This window comes from Salibaculum griseiflavum (genome assembly GCF_003129565.1).
Taxonomy (GTDB): Bacteria; Pseudomonadota; Alphaproteobacteria; order Rhodobacterales; family Rhodobacteraceae; genus Salibaculum; species Salibaculum griseiflavum.
The window spans coordinates 16,200-41,684 of record NZ_QETF01000024.1 but is presented as its reverse complement, the minus strand read 5'-3'; the positions used below and the strand labels follow the sequence as shown (position 1 = coordinate 41,684).

Here is a 25,485-nt window from a genome sequence, read left to right as displayed (position 1 = left end):
GGAGTACGCTGAGCACACCATCGAGATTGAAGTCTGTAACGCCGGACATGCCCAGTAAGGTGAAATCGGCCGGTGTGACCGGGTCCGCTGGCTCGGCATTAGGTGAGAGGATGCTATTCATCAGACGCTGCGAGGCACTCGCCAGTTGATCGACCTGCGCAACCGTTGCCACCGCATCGGTGTCAGCCAGCTTCAGGGCCTCAATGAACAGTGTGGCCGTCTGATCCGCACTGTCACCCGGTGCGGGCATGATCTGTGCGGCAACATTAGCGCCAATCGCCGTGAAATCGGCCGCGACCGGGTCTACGGTGGTATCGGCATCGGCAGCAACACCATTCGCCTCGGCGAGAATCGCCGCATAGCTGCCAGTAATTGATTCTAGATCGGCTAGCGCCGTGTCATCACTGGCGTCTAGTACGACATTGTCACCGGCGAGGGCATCATTAAAGGCATCAATATGGACCGGTGAGTCGAACTCAATCCCGTTGAGCGCATAGTCGCTCGCTGGTGGCGCTTGATCCGATTCACCAGCGGCATAGGCCCGCAACCGATCAAGTGCGTTAAGCCGTGCCGCTTCGATGGATAGAACACGGAGTTCCTCAACGCTATCCACTGCCGTTGGATCACCGGTCTCGGCCACTAACCGATAGAACTGCTCAAGGTCATCCATCGACAAGGTACGAAACCCAAGCTCATGGAGCGCCTCGAGCGAGGTTTGATCCATGCCGGTGCCATCCGGTAGCGGCGCATCGGCGGCAAGATTCGTGGCTGACAGCGCCATTAGCTCATCCACTGTGCCGGCGAGCGACTCAATCATCGGCGTGCTGGCAATGGTTGGCACGGCTTTTCGCGTGATCACATCATTGAGCAGCGCGATGCCGTCGGCCGATAATGCGCCGGCGGTATTCGCACCGATAGCGTTGTAATGGCTAGTATCAGGCACCGCAACATCAGGCTCACCTGGTGTTGCTGAATGCATCAAAATCGCGGCAAAGCTATCAACGAGGGCTTGTAGCTCACTGACCGAATCGACATCTTCGCCAGCAACGACAGCGGTGGTTAGCGCGCTCGTCACCGCCTCATGGAGCAGGATGTTATCGGTGCCATCGGCCTCAATCGCGTTACCCTGCTCGTCGATGATCACACCGCCACCAGCAACTAACTTATCGATACCGGCCGCTTCGAAAATGTCGATACCTGGCGCCTCACCGCTTGCCTCACCCTGACTATCCTCGGTGAACTCAATGATTGCTCGTAGCGCTGCCGCTTGCGCGTTGGCCTGTTGCGCTAAGTCAAGTAAGGCGGCGTAGTCGGTGAGTCTGTCTGCCTCGGCGTAGGCCCGCTGCAGGAATGGCTCGACAGCCAACTCATCTAATGCAATTAAGCCCGCCTCGCTGGCATTGGCTAAAAACGCTGCCGGGTCATTAAGGGCTGCCGTATAATTGTCGACCGGATCACCATTGGCGAGCTCGGAGAGTTCGGCCACAAAATCCGCGGCAGCCTGAAGATAACCATGGCTAACCGGCCGATCGACGGCATCTTGAGCGACTAAATCATTGAACAAATCAATGCCCGCGTCGTATTGCCCAAACCCGGTGTCCGGATCAATCACCACACTGTCAGTAATGCCAGTGAGATCGACGCCAATGGCAGCAAAGTCGGCCGCGGGTGACGTTGTATCGCTGTTAACGTGGTTATAGGCATCAATAATCGCTTGCAGCTCAGCAATCGTGTCGGTTTCATCAGCCCCGATGGTAGCCGCCGCCAACACTGAATCGAGCCCGGATAAGTTATCCGCACTCACCCCTGAGAGCCCCGCCAAATCATAAGTGCTCGTTGTCGGGGCGGGGTTATCCGTTGGGCTATCGGCGTAATCCCGAATCTGCGCCAATCGATCACTCTGCAGCTGTTGCGCTTGGTTAACGAGCGCCTCAATATCCGCGCGGCTATCAACGGCAGAGGCGTCATCCGGTGTCTGCTCAACCAAATACAGGAAGGCAGGCATCAGCGAGGCATCAAGGCCTGTGATGCCGACATGTTCGAGGGCGTCGAGTGTGACCAAGTCAGGGTCACCATCACCCGCTAGTTCGCGCAAACCAACGACTAAGTCAGCGATTGTTTGCTGATCGGCGTGAGTCTTGACTGCCGCCTGATAGTCCATGGTATCGAGAAGGTCATTTGCTAAGTCAACGGCAACTGAATCATTGAGCTGACCCATCGCCAGGTCGACAAAATCCGCCTCGGTTAGCGGTACGCTGCCAGCGGTCGTGTTGGCCAACGCCTCGAGTTTGCCGCGAGCGTCGAGATACGCATCGGTCAGCGCCTCGACGTCTTTGAAGCTGTCTTTACTCTCGCTTGCCTGTTTGGCGAAGACCGCATTTAAGACCCCGGCGTCATAGGCTGAAATGCCCGAAATGCCGGCGTTGAGGAAGTTGCCGTCACGAACCGGTGTGGCCGTCTCCGAGCCATCCTGCCCCAAGGCTGCATCGACCAGCGCCTGACGGCCTTCGTTCAGCGCGGCGATGCCGTTGAGCACACTCTGCACACCAGCCATTGTCGGGGCGGGCTTGGTGTCGGTCGCAGAGTCATCAAAGGTTGTGCCGATTTTCTCGATCAGCTCATCGACGTTGTCGTCGGTCACATTGCGGATGCCGAGTGTCGCGAAGGCCGCCGGGTCAAGGTCATGATCAGCATCAGCACCCTGTTCAGCGACGGCAAAGACATCGTCGATGAGTGCGATCACACCGGCTAGATCGTCATAGGTCGCCACATCCGCGTTATCGAGCAGGTCGAGTGACGACTGCAGGAAGTCGGGGCGCTCGTCAGAGAGATTGGCAAAGCCCAGCGTGGCGAGCAGCGCATTATCCACATCGCCCGCATTGAAGTTAAAGGTATCGTCCGCGGCGGTGAAGACTTTGGCGTAGGCATCGGCAATAGCCTGGACATCCGCGGCAGTATCGGCATCGGTACCGACAACGCCATCGGTGGCAAGCACCGAGGTCACGGCTGTGGCCATTTGCTCGGCATCAAAGCCCTTCAGGTCCATGCCGATGGCTTGGTAATCATCGGCGTCAGGGGCAGGCTTGGTCGCATCACCAGCGTAGGCTTCGATCTTCGCCAGCGCCGCATCGAAATCCGCGACCGCGGCATCCACCACACTCTGCAAACTAGACTGCGTGTTCACGCTGCTGCTATCGCTCTCAGCGATGGCGCTGAGTATGGCGGCGAGGTTGTCGCTGGTGATGCCGGTAACGCCCAGGGCCTCAAGATCGGCTTTGGAGACGTCAGGAGCGGAGTCTGCATCTGCCGCCAGCGCCACCACCGCCTGCGCCTGGTCTGCCAGTGCTTGCAGCGCGGCTGTTGTATCAACCTCACCCACCATTTTGCCAGGCAGGACACTATTGAGAAGCACCGCGCCATCGGCATCCACCCCGGTTATGCCCAAGGTGGCGTAATCGGAATCACTGAGATTGAGGCTGCCGGGGTCAGCAGACGCAGCACCGAGGACGCTCGCGTAATCATCGACAATCGCCTGCACTTCGGCGGTGGTGTCAGCGTTTTCGCCAGCCATTGGCGCTGCGGCCAGCGCGGTGTTGACCGCATCGATGAGTTCACCATCGCTTACTCCAGCTGGGCTGACGACTGCGACGCCAGCGAGGTCAAAATCACTAGCTGTGGGAGCAGAGGCAGTGCCATCACCATCACTCTCGGCATAGTCCTCGATGACTTGAAGGGCGTTGGTGTAATCAGTGTTGCCGTCAGTAACTGCCTGTTGCAGTTCGGTGAACGTGTCAACGGCGGTGGTCGCTAATCCGGTGATTTCTGCAGTCACCGCATTCAGGTTGTCGTCAGTGACGCCCGTCAGACCCAGTTTCTCCAGATCGGCGACGCTTAACGCCGGGCTCGCGGTGCCACCGTCGGCAGCATCCATCACCCGACCGACAACCTCAGCCACCGCTTCAAGGTCAGCCCATTCATCGACCTCACCCACATCGGCGGACTTCGCATCCAGCACGCTGTTGAGCAGCGAGAGCCTCTCGGTGGCATCAGTGGTGAAATCCACCACGCCACCAAGGCCGAGCGCTTCGTAATCTGATTGATTGAGGTTAAGCGCTGTAATATTTGTATCCGTAGCATCAGCCGTGCGGATCTTATCGTAGGCGGCAAAGAGCGCTTTGACTTCCGCCGCCGTACTGACATCCGGCTCAGCCACATCGTCGGCACCTACGACCGGGCTGGATGCAAGTACGGTGTTCACCGAGTCGACTAGATCGCTGCTGTTGGCATAGCTCGCCAGATCAACACCCAGATCCTCGTACTGCGCATCAGTGGGCGCAGGGTACTGTGCATCACCGTTGGCACTATCTAGGCCAATGGCGTCGGTGCTGTCGCCAGCGTAATTCGTAACCGCCGCGCGGGCGGCATTGAAGTCGCTGATTGCAGTATTGACCACAGACGTTAAGTCATTCGTATCGTCGCTATCGCCATCAGAGAACGCCTGCAGATCGGCAGGATTACTATCAGCAATCGCTTGTAGCACCGCATCTAGATTGTCTGTATCGACGTTACTGAAGCCAAGCGTATCCAAATCAGAAACACTAAGCGTCGTGCTGCTCGCACCCGACGCCGCACTCGCAATCAGCTCATCAACCGTGCCAGCCATTCCCTCGAGATCACTCCACGAAGCGACGTTCGTCGTATTGACGCCCGAGCGCTCATCCAGGACACCATTCAGCAGCGCAAGCTTTTCGGTCGCATTGGCGGTGAAGTCCACCACGCCACCAAGCCCGAGCGCTTCGTAATCGGATTGATTGAGGTTAAGCGCTGGAATATTTGTATCCGTGGCATCAGCCGTGCGGATCTTGTCGTAGGCGGCAAAGAGCGCTTTTACCTCCGCCGCCGTACTGACATCCGGCTCAGCCACATCGTCGGCGCCTATAACTGGGCCTGAGGCGAGCACCGTATTCACCGAGTCGACTAGATCGCTGCTGTTGGCATAGCTCGCCAGATCAACGCCCAGATCTTGGTACTGCGTACCAGTGGGCGCAGGGTACTGTGCATTACCGTTGGCACTATTTAGGCCAATGGCGTCGGTGCTGTCGCCAGCGTAATTCGTAACCGCCGCGCGGGCGGCATTAAAGTCGCTCACCGTGTTGGTGATCAACGTATCTAATTCACTCAATGAATCGACGCTCGCAACATTGGCGTTTGCCAGAGCGGCGGTGACCGCGGCCAGATTATCGTTGGTGACCGGTTCATCGACGGTAACCGGATCATCGGTGAGACCCAGGGCATTGAGCTCGATGGCTGTCAGCGCAGGATTAGCAGGCGTGCCATTTGCAGTCCCGATGACCCGCGCGGCTGTATCGGCAAGCGCAGCAATCTCACTCCATTCATCCACCTCGGCCAGTGGTTTACTCTCGAGCACATCATCGAGCAGATCAGCGCTATCGTTATCTAAGCCAGTAATGCCGAGCTTTTGGTATTCGGCCGGCGATATATCAAGCGTTCCATTGCCACCCGCCGCCGTGCGGATCTGCGAATAAACATTACTGACATCGGTTACCTTAGAGGCGGCATCAACATCACTGCCGGCCAGCTGCGTCGAGGCAAGGGCTGAATTGAGCGAGCTAATAAGCTGTGGGTCACCCGCGAGTGCATTTAGACCAAGACGCTCGTAATCGCTTGCGCGTGGCACAGTGCTATTGCCATCGGCATCGGCATAGGCTTGCACCACCGAGAGCCCATTGTTGTATGCCGCCACAGCGCTTGTGACAACACTCTCGAGCCCAGTCTGACTGTTCACGGTAGCGGCATCACTGGCCTCAATGGCTGCCAATACCGCGGCCTCGTTATCGGCATCCAGGCCGGTTGCTGTGCCAATCAGGTTCTCTAAATGACTGCGATTGAGTGCAGTCGAAGGGTTATTGTTGGCCGCCGTATCCACGACCCGCTGGGCCTGCTTGGCGAGCGCATCGAGCTCGCTCCATGTATCGATCTCTAACTTCGTTTTATCGGGCAGCAGGTCACTGAGGAGCGCCGCGGCATTGGCATCCAATGTCAGGCCCAGCAAGGCATAGTCGGTCTCATCTAACGCGAGCGTGCCGTTCGGATCATTTGCCGCGTTGAGTATGCCGCTGTAGGTGTCGACCACGGCCTGCATTTCTGCCGTTTCATTGACTTCAGCGCCCGCTACGCTAGTAGCTGCAAGCACCGTATTGAGTGCCGTTGCAAAATCACTCGTACCGAGCGGTTCGGTTTGCTCAGCCAGATCTACCCCTGCCGCCCGATAATGGCTGGCTGCCGGCGTAACGAAGGCATTTTCGTCATTTGGGTCACTACCATCGGACTCGGCATAACGATCAATGATGGCTAATGCGTCGAGATGCGCCTGATCACCTGCATCGACGACGTTCTGTAAGTCAGTCAGCGACGTAACAGCCGCTGTGCCGGTTTGCGCGGCGATCTCATCAACCACAGCATTGATATTGTCAGACGTTACCCCCGTCCGGCCCAGGGCTTTCATATCCTCAATGTTGAGTGCCGGGATCGGGTTAGTGACGTTATCATCGACGGTGTCCATAACCCGACCAACAACGTTGGCGAGCGCCTCGAGCTCAACCCACTGATCGACATCAGTGAGCGCGCGCGCTTTGAGTGCGTCATCAAACAGCGCAGCACGATCGTTATCTTCGGAATCGCGAGTCGAATTATTGAGAAGGCCTAATGCATCACTCAGGCCAAGTGCCTGATAGGCATCTGCATCAAGGCCAGGTGCCGCGGTGCTATCACGACTCTTATCCAGAATTGTCTTGTAGGCATTTACAACGGCCTGAATGCCAGTGGCATCGGCAAGACTGTTCTCGGTGATTGGGCCTGAGGCGAGTGCCGTATTAACGGCATCAACCAGCTCAGTTGATGTGATACCCAGTGGCGGATCAAGCGTTATATCGGCCTTTTCATAGACCGCAACGGCCGGCGGAGCACCGTCAGCGTCATCGACTGTATCGCCGGCGTACTGACGAATGGCCTCCACCGACTCGCGGGCGAGCTCTGTATCGACAAAAGCCTGCAACGCGGCGCGATCCAGCGTTTTAGTCGCGCTCAAATCGAGTACGTCGTTAATCAGGGACGGACCAGAGGAAAGCGTCATATTTTCAATGACGAGCGTGCCCTCTAATGCAGAGAGATCGGGCAGCACGACGAGCTGATCCGACTTGCTGCCGTTTGAGGCGTTATCAACGTCGCTCTTATTGCCGGCAGCGTCATCAAACTCGGCCAGTTTGATGGTGAGGGTGTTACCCGATGCTGGCAGCTCACTCGAGTCGAGATTGAGGTAACCAGATTTTTCAGAAACCCCAGAGAGATCGTAAACGTTATTTGTCGCTGTAGTGATTTCTTGACGGCCATCCTGAATCTGGCTGGTTGTGGCAAGCGAATCGTTCGCCATCAAAAAGCCGAGTAACTCGTCGTCTGTCAGGGTGTTAAGCGAAGCTAGATCACTAACACCGGTTATACCCGCATAAGCAGTATCCGCCTTGATTAGATTCGTGAACTCGATACTTCCAGTGCCAATATTGGCGGTAAACGTGAGATATCCATTTGTCTCTTCCGTTGCCGAGATATTGGTCAACTCGGCTGTGAAATCTGCTTCGATGGAATCATTAACGGCAGCAATGTTATCGGCGGTGACACCGGTAACTCCGAGGATGGCGTAATCCTCTTCATTCGGAGCAATCGAGGCCGTCTCACCCTCGAAGTTGGCATTGGCGTAGGTATTGAGAATATCCAACGCCTCGGCCTTGCGATTGACCTCTAGTTTGATCTCATTGCTGAAGTCACTAACGTTGCCGGCTTCATCAGTGGCAGTGATCTTGAAGGTGTGTTCGCTCTCAGCCAGCGGGTCAGTAAAGGTGTAGGTCCAGTTGCCACTGCTATCAGCGTTGGCAGTCGCAATCGCCGTCGTTCCGGAAAAAATCGTGACCGTGGAATCCGCTTCGGCCGAACCGCTGATGGTCGGGGTGTTGTCTCCTGTGGTTGGTGTGCTGCCAGAGGTGTAAGTCAGCGTTGGGGTACTACCATCACGCTTATCGACAATAATATCGGCGCTCAACGCAGGGGCCGCAGGAGCCGTGGTATCAACAGTAAAGTCGAAGGTTTCCGCCGCACTGACGTTACCCGCCGCATCAACTGCAGTGAAAGCGATTGAATGCGCGCCATCCGCAAATGGCATGTCGGTGATTTTCCAGGAGTTATCGTTAGCCACAACGATTTCGTCGAACTCGTCGGTGATATCCGTTCCATCGAGCTCAATCTTAATCACCGCACCAGATTCTGCTCCTGAGCCGTTAAAGGTCGTTGTTTGCTGGTTGGTCGCCGCGGTACCAGAAAGATCAGGCGTCATCGTGACGGTGCCAAGCGCTGGCGGCGTGTTATCAATCGTCAACTCGTTACTGGAGACGTCAGTCATCATGACGTTACCAGCCGTCACTGAAACGGAGACATCGTAGGTGCCATCGACTAAGTCGTTAGAAATGCCCGAGAGATCCAGTTCCCAGGTTTTGTCACTGTTGTAAGACAATTCGGTATCGCCGGTGTCGCCATTACCAAGGCTGTAGGTCTTGCCACCAACCGCCACTTCCAACTGATCAGTTGATAGATCCAAAGCCACGGCGTCGGTACCGTCAATCTTTGCTGCGCTGCCCGTTAACGTTGGTTTTGGATCGTTGGTTAACTTCGCGTCGACTGTTGGCGTGCCTGGCGGTGCAATATCGACAACTAACGTCTGTGTGTCTGAAGAAGAGCGGTTACCGGCCTCATCGAACGCAACCACCTCAGCGATATAGGTCTCACCATGCTGCAGAGCAGCCGCTTCAGTATTGGACAACGTCAGGGCCCAGTCACCGCTGTCGTCATCGCTCAGATCAATGTTGTATCGCTTGCCATTGAAAACGACTTCTACCCGATCGGTATCTGAATCAGTCGTCCCTTTAAGTTCGGGCGAGTTTGCTACGGTTTCGAACGACTCAATGGAAATCACATTCGAGAATGATTTCTCTGTATCTGTCGACGTTGAGGTTTCATTGCCGGCTTCGCCAGTAGTCGTTTCCACCGTTGTGGTCACTTTAACGGTGTAGTCACCCTGGCCAAGATCAAGCGCACCATTCAGCGCGAGATCAAGGGTCCATGACTTATCCTGGTCGTTATAACTAAAGCCGGAAACAGGATTGTCGATATCATCTAGCGTCGCCGCGTGGACAGATTCGTTGCTGCTGTCGAGTATTTCGACTTTCAGCCCATCGCCGCTCTGCAGCGCTGTTGTCTCATTGACTCCTGCAAAACCATTGATGATCGGACGCGGGTTAGAGGTTGTTAATGTGTCTACCGTTGCTGTTTCACCACTGGTTAGTGCGCCGGCATCATTGCGGATTTCAGTGAATCGCTCGCTAGCATCGAAGGTGTTGCCAGAACCAGAGATGGTATTGATCGTAACCGTCGGTGCGGTTTTATCGACTTCGATGGTTTTGTTTGTGTCGTAGGAGACATTATTAAACTTCTCAACGCTGGTTTTGAGCGTGTAATTGCCGTCATTCAGCTTGGAGGCATCCAGACTCGAGCTCCACTGGCCATTTTGGACCAGCGCGGTTTTCGTCGTGTTTGTGCTGCCAGGGCCGGTCAGATTGATTGTCACTTCCGTGCCGTCGGCCACATTGGTCACCGAACCCGACAGCACGATGGGCTGATTCGCTTCGAGACTATTGATGACGTCATCGCCAGAAACCGTGGCGATCGTCAAGCTGGGGATTGAGGTAAACGCCTGCAGCTTATCCAGGGTGTTGATTTCAAGACCGCTGTCTTGTGAGGCGGCCAAAGCATCCAGCACATCGTCTATATCCGCGGTATTACCGGTACCGTCACCGACGTCAGCAATACCGATGGCTGTAAAATCTGAAGCAGTAAGTGGCGAACTAAGCGTTTCTCCAGCAGCCTGCCGCATGAGCTTATCGACAACATCAGTCAAGGCCTGAAGCTCTGCAACGGTGTCGACATCGACGGCCTTATTCGCAGTTTGCGCCAGAATATCGTTGAGCAGAGAAAGCCCATTGGGGTTACCTTCGACGGCCCCCAAGTCGACTCCTACGGCCAGATAATTCGCCTGAGCAGGTTCAGTGCTAACACCATCCGTTTCCGCCCAATCGAGGATGATATCGTAGCTATCAACGATGGCCTGCAGCTTCTCGGTGTTATTGACGTCGGCGCCGTCAAGACCGGCAATCGCATTTTGCACCGCACTTAGCAGTGGGTCAGATAAGGTGTCCGCGCCATCAGGATCAGCCACGCCAACCAGATCAAGATTGTCTGCAGTGGGTGCAACCGAGCCAGCTTCTCCATCCGCGTAATCTACGATGTCACCGAACGCGGCAATGTAGTTACCGATGCCGGTATCAACAGCACCTTGCAGGTCCGCCAAGCTCGCCATTGGGCTGGTGCCGTCAATCGAATCGAGCACCGCATTGAGGTTGTTGCTGGTAACACCGGTTATGCCAAGCGCTGATAATTCATCGGCCGTCAACGCTGGATCAGCCGCAGTTCCATTCGCGGTATCTTCAACGCGACTCACGGTGCTGGCTAGCGCATCGAGCTCAGCGGCTGAGTCGAGATCGCTCACTGATTTACCAGGCAGCACATCGCTGAGCAGGCTTGCCGAATCTGCACTTAAGCCATCGATGCCTAACTTTGCATAGTCAGTGTCATCTAACGCGAGCGTGCCGTTCGGGTCATTTGCCGCGTTGAGTATGTCGCTGTAGGTATCGACCACGGCCTGCACTTCTGCCGTTTCATTGACTTCAGCGCCTGCGACATCGGCATCAGCCAGCACCCCAGTGACGGCAGCAGCCATCTGTGTTTCTGTCAAAGGCGAACCGGTCAAATCGACGCCCGCAGTCGAATAGTCCGTGGCTGTTGGCGCGGTTGCGTCGCCATCGTTCTCGGCGTAGGTCTCTATTTTAGCGAGCGCAGAGGTGTAAGCCGTGTCACCGGCATTAACGGCATCCTGCAAATCGGTTAACGTGGCAAGATCACTGGTCGATGTTTCATCAGCAATCGCCTCAACGACAGCATTCAGATTATCGTCAGTGACACTACTCAGACCGAGCGCCGTCAGCTCAGCCGCGGTGAGCGCTGGATCCGCCGAGCCGTTACCAGCCGTGTCCATGACTCGTGAGACGGTATCGGCCAGTGCTTCAAGGTCCGCAAGTGTCGGCGCGGGATCGGCGCTCTGGTTGGCCATCGCCTCATTGAGCAGCGACGCTTCATCATCGCTTAGTCCTGTCAGCCCCAGCGCCGCGTACTCATCCTTCGTTAGCGAGGCGGCGGCGTCATTCTCAGCCGCCTCGAGAATCGCGGCATAATCGTCGGCCAGAGTCTGAATGTCATCGGCGCTATCGACGTCAGCGCTGCTGATCTCGCTACCTGCCAAGAGCGTGGCAAAGCCGTCAGCGAACTCCGCATCGGTCAGCGATGAGCCAGCGGGTGGCGTAAGCGTCACACCGGCGTCGCTATAGTCGCTGACGCTTGGCGCGCTACCCACCGGCGCATCGGCGTAGCTACCGATGCGTGTAACCGCATCGCTGTGCGCCTGAACGGCTGCATCGGTGACGACGGCCAGCTCATCCAATGAATTCAGATCCTGAGTGTCTTCAGCCGCCAACGCCGCCACGACGGCATCGAGGTTGTCCGCGGTCACTCCCGTGACACCCAAATCGTTGAGGTTATCAGCGGTTAGGGCGGGATCAGGGGTGCGCCCCGCTGCCGTCTCGATAACGCCATCAATGGTCTGTGCCAAACCGTTGAGATCGTCCCACGCGTCAACGTCAGCAACCGTTGCCGACTTGGCATCAAGCACGGAATTCAGCAGTGCGACCTTATCGGCACCGCCCGCCGTGAAGTCCACCGCTGTGCCAAGGCCAAGCGCTTGGTAAGCGGATTGATTGAGGTTAAGCGCTGTAATATTCGAATCAGTGGCATCAGCCATGCGGATCGCGTCGTAGGCTTCGACGATGATCTTCACTTCCGCGGCCGTTGCCACATCAGCACCCTCGACGGGCGAAGAGGCCAGTACGGTATTAACGGATGTCACCAAGCCACTGACGTCGGTCACATTCGTAAAGTCAATTCCCAGCGCCTCGTAATCACCCTGTGCTGGCGCCGTGCTGCCGACCCCAGTGGCGTTGGTGCTATCGCCCGCGTAGGCCTGGATATTGCCGAGCGCTGTATTAAACCCGGACACCGCCGCGTTCGCGACGTTATCAAGATCGGTTTCTGTGCTAACCCCCGACACACCGGCCGCCGCGATGTCTGCGAGCACGGCATCGAGGTTGTCAGAGTCAATACCGGTCAGGCCAAGGTTACCGAGGGCACTGTCCGTTAGAGCCGGGTCAGCATCCTTCCCCGCGGCGGTATCGATCACGCCGTTAACGGTTTCCGCCAGCACTTTGAGCTTGCCCCACTCATCCACGTCAGCAACCGTGGCCGATTTGGCATCCAGCACGGTATTGAGCAGCGAAACCTTCTCAGCGGCATCCGCACTGAAATCCATGACCGCACCGAGGCCGAGCGCCTCGTAGGCCGTTTGGTCAAGATTCAGTGCTGCAATGGTGCCGTCAGTCGCGTCAGCCGTGCGGATCGCCTCATAGGCGGTGAAAATGGCTTTCACCTCTGCCGCCGTACTGACATCCGGCTCAGCCACATCGTCGGCGCCTATGACTGGGCCTGAGGCGAGCACCGTGTTGACGGAAGCGATCAGGTCATCATCAGCGGGGCTGGCAACGTCGATGCCAAGGGCCTGATAGTCACTCGCTCCAGGCGCGGGGTACTGAGCATCGCCATTGTCACTATCCAGACCAATGGCGTCAGTGCCATCGCCAGCGTAATTCGCGACCGTGCCGAGCGCCGTAGTAAATGCCCCCGAGACAGCCGCAGTAATCGTATCCAGCTTGGTCAGATCGTCGACCGCCGCGCCATCTGTCTCACCGGCAATCGCGGCGACCACCGCGTCGAGGTTGTCATCGGTGACATTGCTAATACCGAGCGCGGTGAGCTCTGCCGCGGTGAGCGGCGGATTGGCCGGCGTACCATCGGCCGTCGCCGTAACGCTCGCGGCGGTGCTGGCAAGCGCCTTCAGTTCCGGCCAGGTATCGACATTGGCCACGGCTTTGCCGGGCAGCGCGTTGCTGAGCAGCGTCGCCGCATTGGCATCGGCAGCAACGTCTGTCAGTCCGAGCAGCGCATAGTCGGTTTCATCAAGACTGAGTGCTGTCCCCGCATCCGCCGCTGTCAAAATCGTGGCATAAGTCTCGACCACCGGGGTGAGCTCAGCGGTGGTATCAACATCGGCCCCCGCCACGCTGCCGGCTGCCAGCACGGTATTCAGTGCGGTTGCGAAATCACTCGGGTCAAGCGGCACGGTCTGTGCGGAGAGATCCACGCCAGCCGCCCGATAATCAGCGGCTGAAGGCGTCACGAACGCATTGCCGTCACTCGGATCACTGCCATCTTCTTCGGCATAACGCTCAATAACCGCCAATGCATCCGTGTGGGCCTGATCGCCATCATCAGCGACCGTTTGCAGATTGCTTAGGCTGGCCACATCGCTGGTCAATGTCTTCGCCGCAATGGCATCCACCACCGCGTTGACGTTGTCATCGGTCACGCCCGTGAGGCCGAGATCCGTCAGCTCCGCTGCCGTGAGCGCTGGATCGGCCGTGCCGCCATTAACCGTCTCCATGACCCGGGCCGCGGTACTGGCCAGCGCCTCGATTTTCGGCACGGTATCGATGGCATCTTTACCGGCGCTGCCAATGGCTTCGTCAAACAGATCAAAGCCATCGCTGGTCTTGACCGCGTCATCAAGCGCCACCCCGATCACCGCGTAGTCATCGGCACTCGGCCCACCTGTGGCATCGGTCGTTGAGTGCGTCAGAATGGCGGCGTACTCATCAATAACCGCCTGAAGTGTTTCTTTTTCGCTGGCGATGGCGCCATTAACAGGCGCGGTTAGCAGAGCACTATTCACTGCCCCCAACAACTGCGTGTTCTCAGCATCGGTCCCGGAATCCAAGCCAGCGACGCCCATTTGCAGGTACTGATCCAACGTGGGAGCCGCCATCGCCTCTACAGTGCCATCGTCCGCTACACGAATGCCATCGCCTTCGGCGTAATCCCGAAGATAGAATCCGGCGGCCAACGATTCAGCCGAGTCAACCATCGCGCCCAATGCGCTGGGTGAGGCGACATCTGAACCGTCATCTGAACTAAGCTCGATAACCTCCACGACCGCGGTAATGTTGGTGTTATCGACACCACTGATCCCGAGCGCGTCGAAGTCACTTTGTGACAACGCTGGCGACGGGGCCTCACCAGCCGCGGTCGCTAACAGCTTGTTATAGGCATCCACCATGGCCTGAATTTCATCGGCTGAGTCTTTGTCGTCGGTCGGCAATAACCCAAGGAAACTATTCAGATTATCGACTGTGCCTGCGCTCACATCGTTAAGACCCGCGGCGGCATAATCATCCGTCGATGGGGCTGAGCCCGAGCCGTCATACGATGTCAAAACCGCCAGTGGCGAGGTATCCACCGTTACCGTAAAGGCGTTGGATTCCGCTGAGATATTCCCCGCTTCATCGGTCTGGCGCGTTGTAAAGTTATAGCTGCCGGAAGCAAGCGGTGTTTCGGTCTCGATATCGATGGAGCCGTTGTCATTGCGCGCATAGCGCATGTCAAAGCTCCACTGACCAAACTGGTTGACTAGCGTCTCGCCGAGCTGAACGCCATCCTGATAGACCGCGAGCGTAGCGTCGGGCTCACCACTGCCGCGCAGCACTTGTTGCTCCAGGCGATTGACAATTGTGCCCGGCGAATCCGCAGCCGTCGCGCTAACGCCATCGATGACGGCCTTACTCGGTGCACTGGTATCAACCGTCAAACTAAATTCGTCTGAGGGGTCCGAGCGGTTACCGGCAATGTCCACAACAACCGCTTCGAGGCGATGATCGCCCTCCCCTAGTGCTGGCGACGGCGTCCAGGTGAACTGCCCATCGGCATCCGCCCGAATGGTGTCATTGATCGTGTCATCGGCATTGGTGATGACGACATCAGCGTTGGGCTCAGTCATGCCGGTCAGCGTCGGTGTACCGGTATTGACCAGAGCGTCACCTAGTAGCTGCGTCGGCGATGGCCGCTGCAGATCGACGCTGAAGGTCACCTCATCGCTCATCGGGCTGCGGTTACCGGCACCATCCACGGCAAAGGCCGACAGGGTGTAATCACCGTTCGCGAGCGGGCTCGCCGTGGTAAAGCTATAGGTGTTGTCGTTCAGGACATCGGCGGTGGCGATAACCACGCCATCCAAAACCACTTGCACGCTCGCTGCACTTACGGCCGTGCCGCTAAAGGTTGGTTGAGCGACATTGGTAATTGCATCATCGTTCGCGCGGCCAGAATCATCCGCCTGATCAAGCGCCAACGAAGGAGCGGCCGGGGCGTCCGTTGCCAAGGTTATCTCACGCGTTTCTGTGACCGCGTTGCCAGCGATGTCAGTTGCAGTCACCTCAATGCGCTTGGTCCCGTCATCGCCCAATGCCTCGAGCACGGATTCATTCAGCGACAACGACCAATGGCCGTTGCTGCTCACACTCAAGGTTGTATCGAGGACTTCGCTGCCACCGGTCTTGGCGTCATAGAGCTGAACACGCAGATCCGCGCCCGGCTCGCTGCTACCCGATAAGGTCACGCCCTGTTCTTTGAGCGAGGCATTGATGTTGTCGTTATTACCGACCTTGGCAATGCCAAGCGCCGGTGCTGCGGTATCCACTGTAACGCCGAGCGATGGGCTGGAGTCGCTGCGGTTACCCACGGCATCGACTGCGTAGGCCTTGAGGCTGTAATCACCGTCAGCAAGCGCGGAACCCAATGTACTGGTATCGAACGACCAGTCACCGTTACCGTCGGCCGCGGTGCTACCGACCAGCGCATCACCGTTAAATAGCTCAATATCAACGTTCGCTTCGGCCGTCCCAGTTACCGTAAAGCCGTTGTCTTTGGTAATCCCATCACTATCCAGACGGCCGCTGTCTGGGCTAAACCCACTGATGCGCGGCGCATAAGGCGCGGTGAGATCCACTGTGAGGCTAAGATCACTGCCCGCTGCACTGACATTGCCGGCAATGTCTTCAAGGGTCGCGCTCAGGGTGTAGCTGCCCTCGGCCAGATCTGCGTCCGGCCGCAGCGACGCGCTTAATGCAGTGACCATCGCTTGAGTCAGATCAACACTGGCGACGACATTGTTGCTGTCATCACTCAGCGTCAGACGGTCACCGACGGCGGCGCCACCAGGCAACGCCACATCAATCAACGGGCGCTGCTCGGCAGTGGCGTTGTTACTACCCGAGTCGGTATTGAGTGTCGGCGTAACCGCCCCGGGTGCTGCCGTGTCTAGGGTGACGACTAGCTCAGGAGAATCGGGTGAGTCTGTAACGCCACCGCGCACGACACGAGCAACCAATGTGTTGGTTCCCGCTGATAGCGCATTGTCAGTCGCGGCGATGGTCACATCGCCGTCAGCCCAGCTTGCGGTGCCCAGCACCGTCTCGCTGCTCCCATCAATCCGAACCAGCTCAACGGTGTCGCTGGTTGTTGGGTTTTCACTGCCGCCATCAAGCTTTGAAGCTGCCACATTGACCGTGAAACTGGCCGCCGCCTCGTTGGTGATGCGATCGGTGTTGCTGCGCCCGGAGTCGTCGGCAGCCTGCAGCCTCGGTGCTAAGGGCGCATCGGGCGCTGCGGTGTTAACCGTCAGCGCAAACGCCGTGTCCGATTGCCGCTCGTTGCCATAGGCATCGGTCAACTTGGCAAACACTTGATAATCGCCGTCGGCCAGTGCTGCGCTCGCAGTGAGCGTGACACTCCCCTCCAAATCCTCAGCAGCCAGCGTTGCCGACGCCAGAACATTGCCGTTGCCATCGACTAATTCGAGCGTATCACCGGCGGCTGGCAGGCGATTGGTGGCAGTACTATCAGGCAACCCAACATCAAAAGTGGGGGTATCTTCACTGGTGTCGCTGCTAGGACGCACCGGCACATCCGGCGCGGCCAGCGGCGTGGTCACCACGGTGATATCACGCTGCTCGGTATCGTCGTTGCCGGCAATATCGGTAGACGTCACAGCGATAGACTGCGCCGTGCCCTCACCCAGCGCGGCGTAGTCACTATCGGTGAGCGTGTAAGACCAGTCGGTGCCACCGGTCTCAGGGATTACCTGAACGGCAGACGAACCGGTGCCCAGTGTCAACACGACACGGTCATCGGCTGCCCGCGTGCCTGTCAGCGTCACGCCCTCAGTTTTCGCCGCGGCATTAATAACGTCACTGGCAGCCACGGTATTGAGCGCCGCGGTTGGATCGGTTTGATCGACCTCCACTGAGAAACTGCTTGAGGCGGCACTGGTGTTGCCAGCGGCATCGGTGGCTTTGGCCGTTAGTCCGTGGCTGCCCTCACTCAGCGCCGCGGTGAGGTCAAGGGTCCAGCTGCCACCCTCATCGGCGATGGCTGTACCCAGACTGGTCGAACCATCAAATACTTCAACCGTACTCTCTGGCTCAGCAGAACCCTGCAGTGTCGGTTTGTCGTTGTTGGTGACGGCGTCATCATCACGACGTCCCGAATCGGTCTCGCTCGACAGCCCCTGAATGGCCGGTGCCAACGGCGCCACGGTATCCACCTCAAAGAGGTGCTGGCGCAACATGCTGACGTTGCCCGCCACATCTTCAATCTGCACGGTGACCGAATGTTGGCCATCATTCAGGGACGCCGCGGAATTCAGCGCCCAGCTGCCATCATTACCCGCCACAACCAAACCAGCCGGCTCGCCATCAACACTGATTGACACCCGGGCACCGGCTTCAGCATCGCCGGACACATCCAGGCTGGATTGATTGGTGTAAGCCGCATCAACGGTGCCGTTGATGGTCAGCGCGGATACCGGCGTTGGCGCCGTCGTATCGACCTCGAGTGTGAAGTTATCGGAGGCCACGCTCTCGTTGCCCGCTAGGTCCACCGCCTTGGTATAGAGGGTGTGATCACCTTCGGCGAGATTTTGCCCGGCGAGGTCAAACTCCCAATTGCCCGATTCGTTCACATCCGCCGTTCCGAGCAGAGTGTCCGGCCCTGGGCTAGCTGCTCGATAGACATTGATGGCGGCACCCGCTTCGGCGCTACCACGCAACAGCATCAAATTGGTACGCGTTATGGCATCGCTGCCCGATAAACCGGTATCCGGGGTAATGCCACTAATCGCTGGCTTGGCGGGCGCGACGTTATCGATGTCAACCACAAATTCCCGCGACAGCGCGCTTTCGTTACGCGCCAGATCGGCGGTGCGCGCCGCAAATCGATAAACGCCATCACCAAAGGTTTTTATGCTTCCGCCGCTTTCCTGATACTCAAACGTCCACTCACCACGGTTATTCGCCTCAACCTCGGCGAGCACCGTGCCGGGGCTATCCATATCAAACAGTTTGATAATGCCAAATGGCTCAGAGCTGCCCTCCAGGGTGATGATCTTGGTCTGCGTCACCCCATCGAGCGCCGAGGCGCCGGTATCGCTGACCACAGCGATAATCGTTGGCACCTGCGGCTCAACCGTATCAATAGTCAGAATCAGCGAATCACTGGTATCACTAACGTTGCCGGCCAGATCAGTTGCTGTGATCAGGACCTCGTAACTCCCATCGGCCAGGTTGGCGCCCGCCGTACTCAGTGACCAGGTGCCGTCACTACCCGCTGTTGTCGTGCCCAACAACACCTCATTGGCCTCGACCCGAACCCGACTGCCCGCCTCCGCTTGACCCGCAAGCAATGGCTGGTTGTTGCGAGTGAAGAACTCATTACCCTTTTCGGTCTCAAAAACGCCAAGCTGATCAACTGTGGCCATCGTTGGTTTATTTGGTTCAACGGTATCGAGCACCACTGTCAGAGCTTCCTCGGACCAGGCCGACACCGTATTGGCCTGTGTCCCAGTGACGGTGCTGCCCGGCACTTCAATGCGCGCCTGAATCTCCAGCGTTTTCCCCGTCGCTTCGGTCAGTACAGCAGGGTCGAGCTCATCAATATTAATGACGGCCCGCCCCGAGGCCACTTGCAACAAGGTCAGCTCGATATCCGCAAGCACCTCGCCCTCTGCCGCGCCAACCTCGGCGAGCACCAGCCGATCGCCGGCGCTAACGCCCTGCGGGATGGTCATATCCAGACGGAAACCGTTGACGTTGGTCACGCCATCGTCGTTAATCCGGCCGCTGTCATCCGCGGCCAGTAGGGCTGGCTTATCCGGGACCGCCGGGGGGTTGAGGTTATCGACCTTGCTTGCGTCAATGTAGAAGCTCTCGGCGTGGTTGCCGGCGGTATCCCTGAGCAGCGTGGCGCCATCCGACACCGTGGGGCTCTGATAGGTGAGTGTCAGCGCCTGGCCACGAGCAACTGGTTCTTTGAGGACAACGAGAAGCTGTGTTGGGTCCTCTGAGTTCACAGTGACTGACGTCACGTCAACGATCGCACCATCCACGGCCACGTGGAACGCCGATACCGGCAGCGGTTCATCAATGGCCTCGGACATATTCAACGTGAGCTGGTTACCATCAAACGTGGCGCCGCCAACCAACGTCGGCGGAATGCGATCCTGCGGCTCGGTGGTCTGCTCGTCGTTATCGATCACGAGCTCGCGCGCGGTGGAGTCCGGCGAGATGTTCCCGGCCAGATCGGTACCGCGCACGATGATGCTGTGCGAGCCCTGCCTTAAGGCATTGCCGGTATAGGTAAACGCCCACTCGCCATTGGTGACCCCGGCGCGGCCGAGTTTGACCTCGCTACCATCCGGGAGCGCGTCATAGATATCGACATACACCGTATCCAGCAGCGAATCGTCCGCGCCACGACTTGGGATGCTGCCGGTTAGGGTGAACAGGCGATTGCGTTCGGTGGTGGCCGCCTGCGTATCAGGATCGGTTGTGCCATCGGCACTCATCAACACCGGCGTGCTCGGCTTGACCGGTTCACGAGTCTCGACCTGCAGGTTATAGGAACCAGAGACGGCGCCCAGGTTCATTCCCTTCCAGGCGCTTTCATTACCGGCCAAATCGATGGTGCGCGCTGCCACGTAAAGCTGCTGATCCGGCAACGTGGTGCCATCAGGCACAGCAAAGCTCAGCGTGCCGTTGTCGATATCCGCCTGTGTGAGGGTTCGTGTGGCACGGTATTGCTCGGTGGAGTTGGTCGATGATGAGTTCCGGATTTGGAAATCGATCTCCGCGCCTGGCTGCAGGCCGGATGAAAGCTCCACCTCAAATTCCGGGGTCGCCTCACGGCTTATCCGGTCATTGTCGAAATACCCGGAGTCGGTGCTGTTCACCATCTTGACGGCCGCCGGCATCGGCGCCGTATTCTCGATTTGGACGGTCAACGCCTGCGTGGTGGCATTACCCGCGGGGTCACGCACAACGACAATGTAGTTGTTCTCACCAAGCGGCTGGTTGTAGCGCGTGGTCATCGAGAAACTACCATCACTCCCCACGACCAGCGGATCCCAGTTGAGCCCATTCAATTGGTGGCGCTCACCTGGCTCGGCCGCCCCGGTGCCGTTGTCATCGCGGTAAAGCGTGATCTCACTGCCTGCCGGTGCCGTCCCACTGAACGTTGGCTGACGCGCGCTGGTCACCGCATCATCATCCGCCGCGCCGGTGTCCTTGCTCGCATCAAGGCCGACGGTGATCTCGCTGCTAGCGGGTGCGGTGGTGTCGATCACCAGGTCATTGATGGGTGACAGTGCACTGATATTGCCGGCGGCATCATGGGTGCGAATCGCGATCTCATGAGTGCCATCCGGCAGCGGATCGCCGTTGTACTCAAAGTGATAGAACCGATCAGGCCGGTGGGTAAACCCGAGACTCTCGAAGTCGCTCTCACCCTCTTTTCTGATCATGAGTTCGAGACGATACGTGCCGGTAGGTGGGTTATACCGATTGTCTCTCGCCTCAAATATCAGCCCGGTATTTCGGTTTGTGAGGCTATCCGGCCCGCCGTCATCTGAGCGATCGCGACCGGACAAGGTGGGGCTGATACGCCAGTTCGGGGTGTTGGTTGGCGCGCTATCAATCGTCAGATCAAAATAGGCCTGATATTGAATGTTCTCGGCCTGATCCTGCAGGTAATAGCGGAACCGGCCACTCACCACGTCAGCAAGCGCCGTGGCATCGGCATAGCCGCGATCCACATCCGCCTGCGTTAACGCATAGTTCACCTGAATACGCGACGTCGGCGTTGTCGTATCCCGATTGATAATCACGCGATTACCGGCCTCAGCATCAGGAGGCAACGTCACCCGGAAGGTCGGCTGCGTGTTGTTTGTCGTCAGGTCATGCTGACCGATGCCGGTGTTGTTATCAGGATGATCACTGTTGGGCGCAAGCCAGAACGTCTGCCCGCCCGATGGTGCGGTCGAGTCCACTCGCACCTTTACTGCATCGGAGATACTGGCTGCGCCATCTCCCGGCGAGGTGGTAACAGCCCGGAGGTTGTAAAGGCCATCGGAGATAAAACGCAAATCAACGTAATTCACTCCATCGCTTCTAAGCGTTATCGACCCGGTTTTATTCGTTGTGCCCTGATACGTCTGGAACGACTGTTCGCCGGCATCCTGAACACCATTATCGTTGACGTCATCAAATACCGAGATAACGCTACCCGGCGTGCCTTGGAAAACATACAAACGCGGTGGCGATGTGCCGGATTGATCGGTAAATATTATGCCGTTGGTATCCTCGGGCTCCGTTACCCGGTGGTTGGACCAAACATTCATGCCGGGCTTAACTGGCGTGTCAGTCTTAACCGTTAGATATTGATTGGTGTAGCCATTGTGGCCGCTTTCATTCCCGGCTCTATCAACCGCTGTTGCCCGAATGCGATAGCCGCCATCAGCAAGTGACGGCCCGTCATAGTGCATACTGAAGTAGCGGTTATTCCGGCCATGGCCGACGCCCAGCAATGACTCCGTCTCGGTCTGGTAGTCGTAGAGGTAGAACTTCAAGTAAGCGGCGTCGCTGTACCCCTGAGCGTATAGGGTGAAATCACTGCCACTCCCAACGATCGTCCTGTTAGCAGCAGTTTCTTGGCCATCACCGGCATCTAGTTCAACGTAGCTATTACGGGCCTTGTTAGGATTACTCGCATCGACATAAACAAATTGCTCAAGACGATGGTTACCGTTTCCGTACTCCGTGGTGTACCAGTAAACGCGCAGCGCACCGGTGAAATTGCGCGTTGTCTGCAAGTCCACATATCCGTTACCCACATCAGTCGTTGTGAGAGACGTCTCGGCACTGGCCCAGTTTGACCCTGCACGCAAGCGGACGCTGTCGCCCACCTCGGCATGGCTGCCCAAATGTATCCGCACCATTGGCTTGGCGATATCGGTGAGCACACGGTCGATTTCGTCGGCGTATCGGGTTACGTTGCCATCCTCGTCGGCAGCGACCAACTCCGCGTACTGGAACACTCGGGCGTCGTTTTCGACCGACGGGACAACCTCAACCCAACGGCTCGCACCAGTCCGGCCTTCATAGCCTGACTGATTGACGACCGAGGCACGGAGGTTGTCGTATACCCCCACGTCCAGCGCCGCATCGTCACGTACGGTTAAATCCACATAGCCCGCGGTGATATCAGCGCCTGCCAGCGTGGCGCGAGCCAGTTCAGTGCCGTCGCTGCGCAGGATCACCACATCGCCAATTCCGGCATCATCGGCCAGATCAATCCGGAACGTCGGCGTTGTATCGTCCGTGATGCCATCCGGCTGCATCGTGCCGTCATCAGCAACCAGCACCGGCGGTGCGGGCATATCCGGTGGCGGGTTGCGATCCGAGGTTAACGTCAGTGTGGTATCGCCCACTTCAGTGCCATCGGCGGCGATCGCATAGGCGCGCAGGTTATTCGCGCCCTTAATGAGGCCGACATCACTGAGTGTGAACGCGCCCTGGGCGTTGGCGGTGGTGCTGCCGATGAGCACGTCAGCCTCGCCCGTCACCTCACGATAGACCCAAACCGTCGAATGGGCAGGCATATAGCCCTTGAGGCTGACTCGATTACCCCAGGTATTGATGGTGCCGTCATCGGCGTTGCCGGAGTAATTCTCCGCGTTAGCCAGCGTGAGCGTGTTCTCCCGGCCGGTGACCGGGTCGAGGGCCTGCGGATCAATCTCTAGGACCATCGGTCCAGACGGATCACTCGTATTCCCGGCGGCATCCACTGCCCGCACCACGATGACATGCTGGCCTTCGGTTAACGCGGTGCTGTCGTGGGTCCAGCGCCAGTTATTGGTGCCATCAATCACCGGCGTACTGCCTGCCAGCGAACCATTGATGTAGACATCAACGCGCTGAGCCTGCGTCCAGTTATCCACCGTGCCCTCAAGCGTGAAGCCATCATTGTGCGCGGTAATAACATCGGTATTGTTTGAGCCGGTGTCATCGGCGCTGCGCAGGCTCGGAACTCCCGGCGCATTTGGCGCGGTGGTATCCACCACCAAGTGCTGCAAATAAGTCTGCGGGCTGAGGGTGCCGTCGGGCTTCAACAGCCGGGCGTTAATCGTTGTGTGAGTGGTCTCGTTGAGGAAGTAAGGATGACTGCCGGAAAAGCTCACATCCGAAGCTTCTAACGTTGCTGTCCCGGTATTAACAATCGAACTACCGTTAGGAAAGGCAAAGTCAAACGTGGCATCCGGTCGGGTCGTCGAGGCCACTTCAGTGGCGCTAAGCTCGGTGCCCTCCCATGACTGATAAGAGTAAATTTCACCCGTAAACGAATTACTCGCATCACTCGAATACCCAAGGCGCTGAGAGACACCCCAATCAAAGTCTGAGTAGGTTGTGGTTGGGTCAGATGCAACCAGTGCTCCATCAACATAGAGATGATGGCCGCCATTGCCCAAAGTAAACGTGACGGTATGTACCGCGCCGTCCAGAAGGTTAAGCCCTGAAGACTCTATCGTCCCGCCTTTATAGACGCGCGAGTGAATATTCCCATCGGCAGTGATGTAAAGATGACGGTCGTGCCCACCATCCCTGACCTCAAACAGACCACCAGCCGTTGTGGTGCGGAATGTGATTTCTCGGCTAATGTTTGTTTCAGGCTCATTAATCTGCAGATCGATATAACTATTGCCATTAAGCCGCAAGATACCGTCATCTTCCGGGCCGAGATCGACATAGCCCTCAGAGATATCCACTTGGCTGAGGAACGCCTGACCGAGCAGCGAACTCGTGTTGTCGTTCTTGTAGACGTTAATGGCATCGCCAACCTCAGCGCGCTCAGGTAGGTAAACCCGATAACTCGGATGGGTCTCTGAGCTAACACGGTCGCCATCAGATAACCCGTTATCGGACCCCGGTTGCAGGACAATGCCCAGCGGGCGATCTGCGGGGGTTTCGGTTGTCCAGTCCGTCGAAGCCTCGACGTCGGTACTCGGGTCGGCCGATGTACTATCAAACGCCACCCAAAGCGGATCCGTGGGCCCAGACCGATTACCGGCCGCATCCACCATCACCGCGCGGAAGGCGCGGGTGCCATCGGCGTAGGGCTGGCCTTCGTAATTAAACGACCAGTAGGTGGTAGAGCGTGAGAGGATAACCGCTTCACCAATCGGGTTATTGGGATCCAGATCGTCATAGATTTCGACTGCGACAACATCCTGACTACTATAAAGCCGGCCCCGGAGCGTGAAGTCCGTAGATCGAAGCGTACGGCCCTCACTATCAAGGCCATTATCAAACGTAATCCCACCCCGGATTGTAGGAGCATCGAGCACGGTAAAGCGGGGCATGACCTGCTTGGCGCCGACATTGCCGCTGGCATCGGTCACCCGGGCGTTCAGGTCATCATAGTCGGCCGCGCTGAGCGTGCCGGCCGCCAATGTGAGTGTCACAACGCCTTGCTGGCGTGCACCGGCCCCAATTGTAGTCTGCGCGAGCTCAGTATTATTTTGCAGCAGCGTTACCGTATCGCCCACTTTGGCATCATCGGCCAAGTGCACCCGGAAGCTCAGTGGCTCATAGACACTGGTCACCCGGTCATTATTCAGCACGCCCGTATCACTGGAGGACGCCAACTCAATGCGCGTGGGCGGCGCCGGCGGCTGCATATCGATACTGACATCCAGTGCATCACTGGCGCTGCTTTCGTTACCGGCCCGGTCATAGGCAACGACGCGTAGCGCCCGATCGCCTGTGCCCAGATCAAGGTCGTCGAAGCTAAAAAACCCACCGGCATCGGCGGTGGTTTCGGCAAGCATTTCGCCTGCCTCCACATTGCCATCGCCATCCAGGTCATCAAACAGAATGACCCGAGATCGTGCGTCGGTATTATCATTGTCAATGATCGCCT

General features: G+C 57.6%; 1 protein-coding gene (cut by both window edges). It reads right to left on the bottom strand.

All 25,485 nt of this window come from inside a single coding sequence — locus DFK10_RS15355, Ig-like domain-containing protein, on the bottom strand. Of the gene's 43,020 coding nucleotides, 15,220 precede the window and 2,315 follow it; the stretch shown corresponds to coding positions 15,221-40,705 — codons 5,074 (partial) to 13,569 (partial); the first complete codon in reading order (the gene reads right to left) occupies nt 25,481-25,483. The start codon and the stop codon both lie outside this window.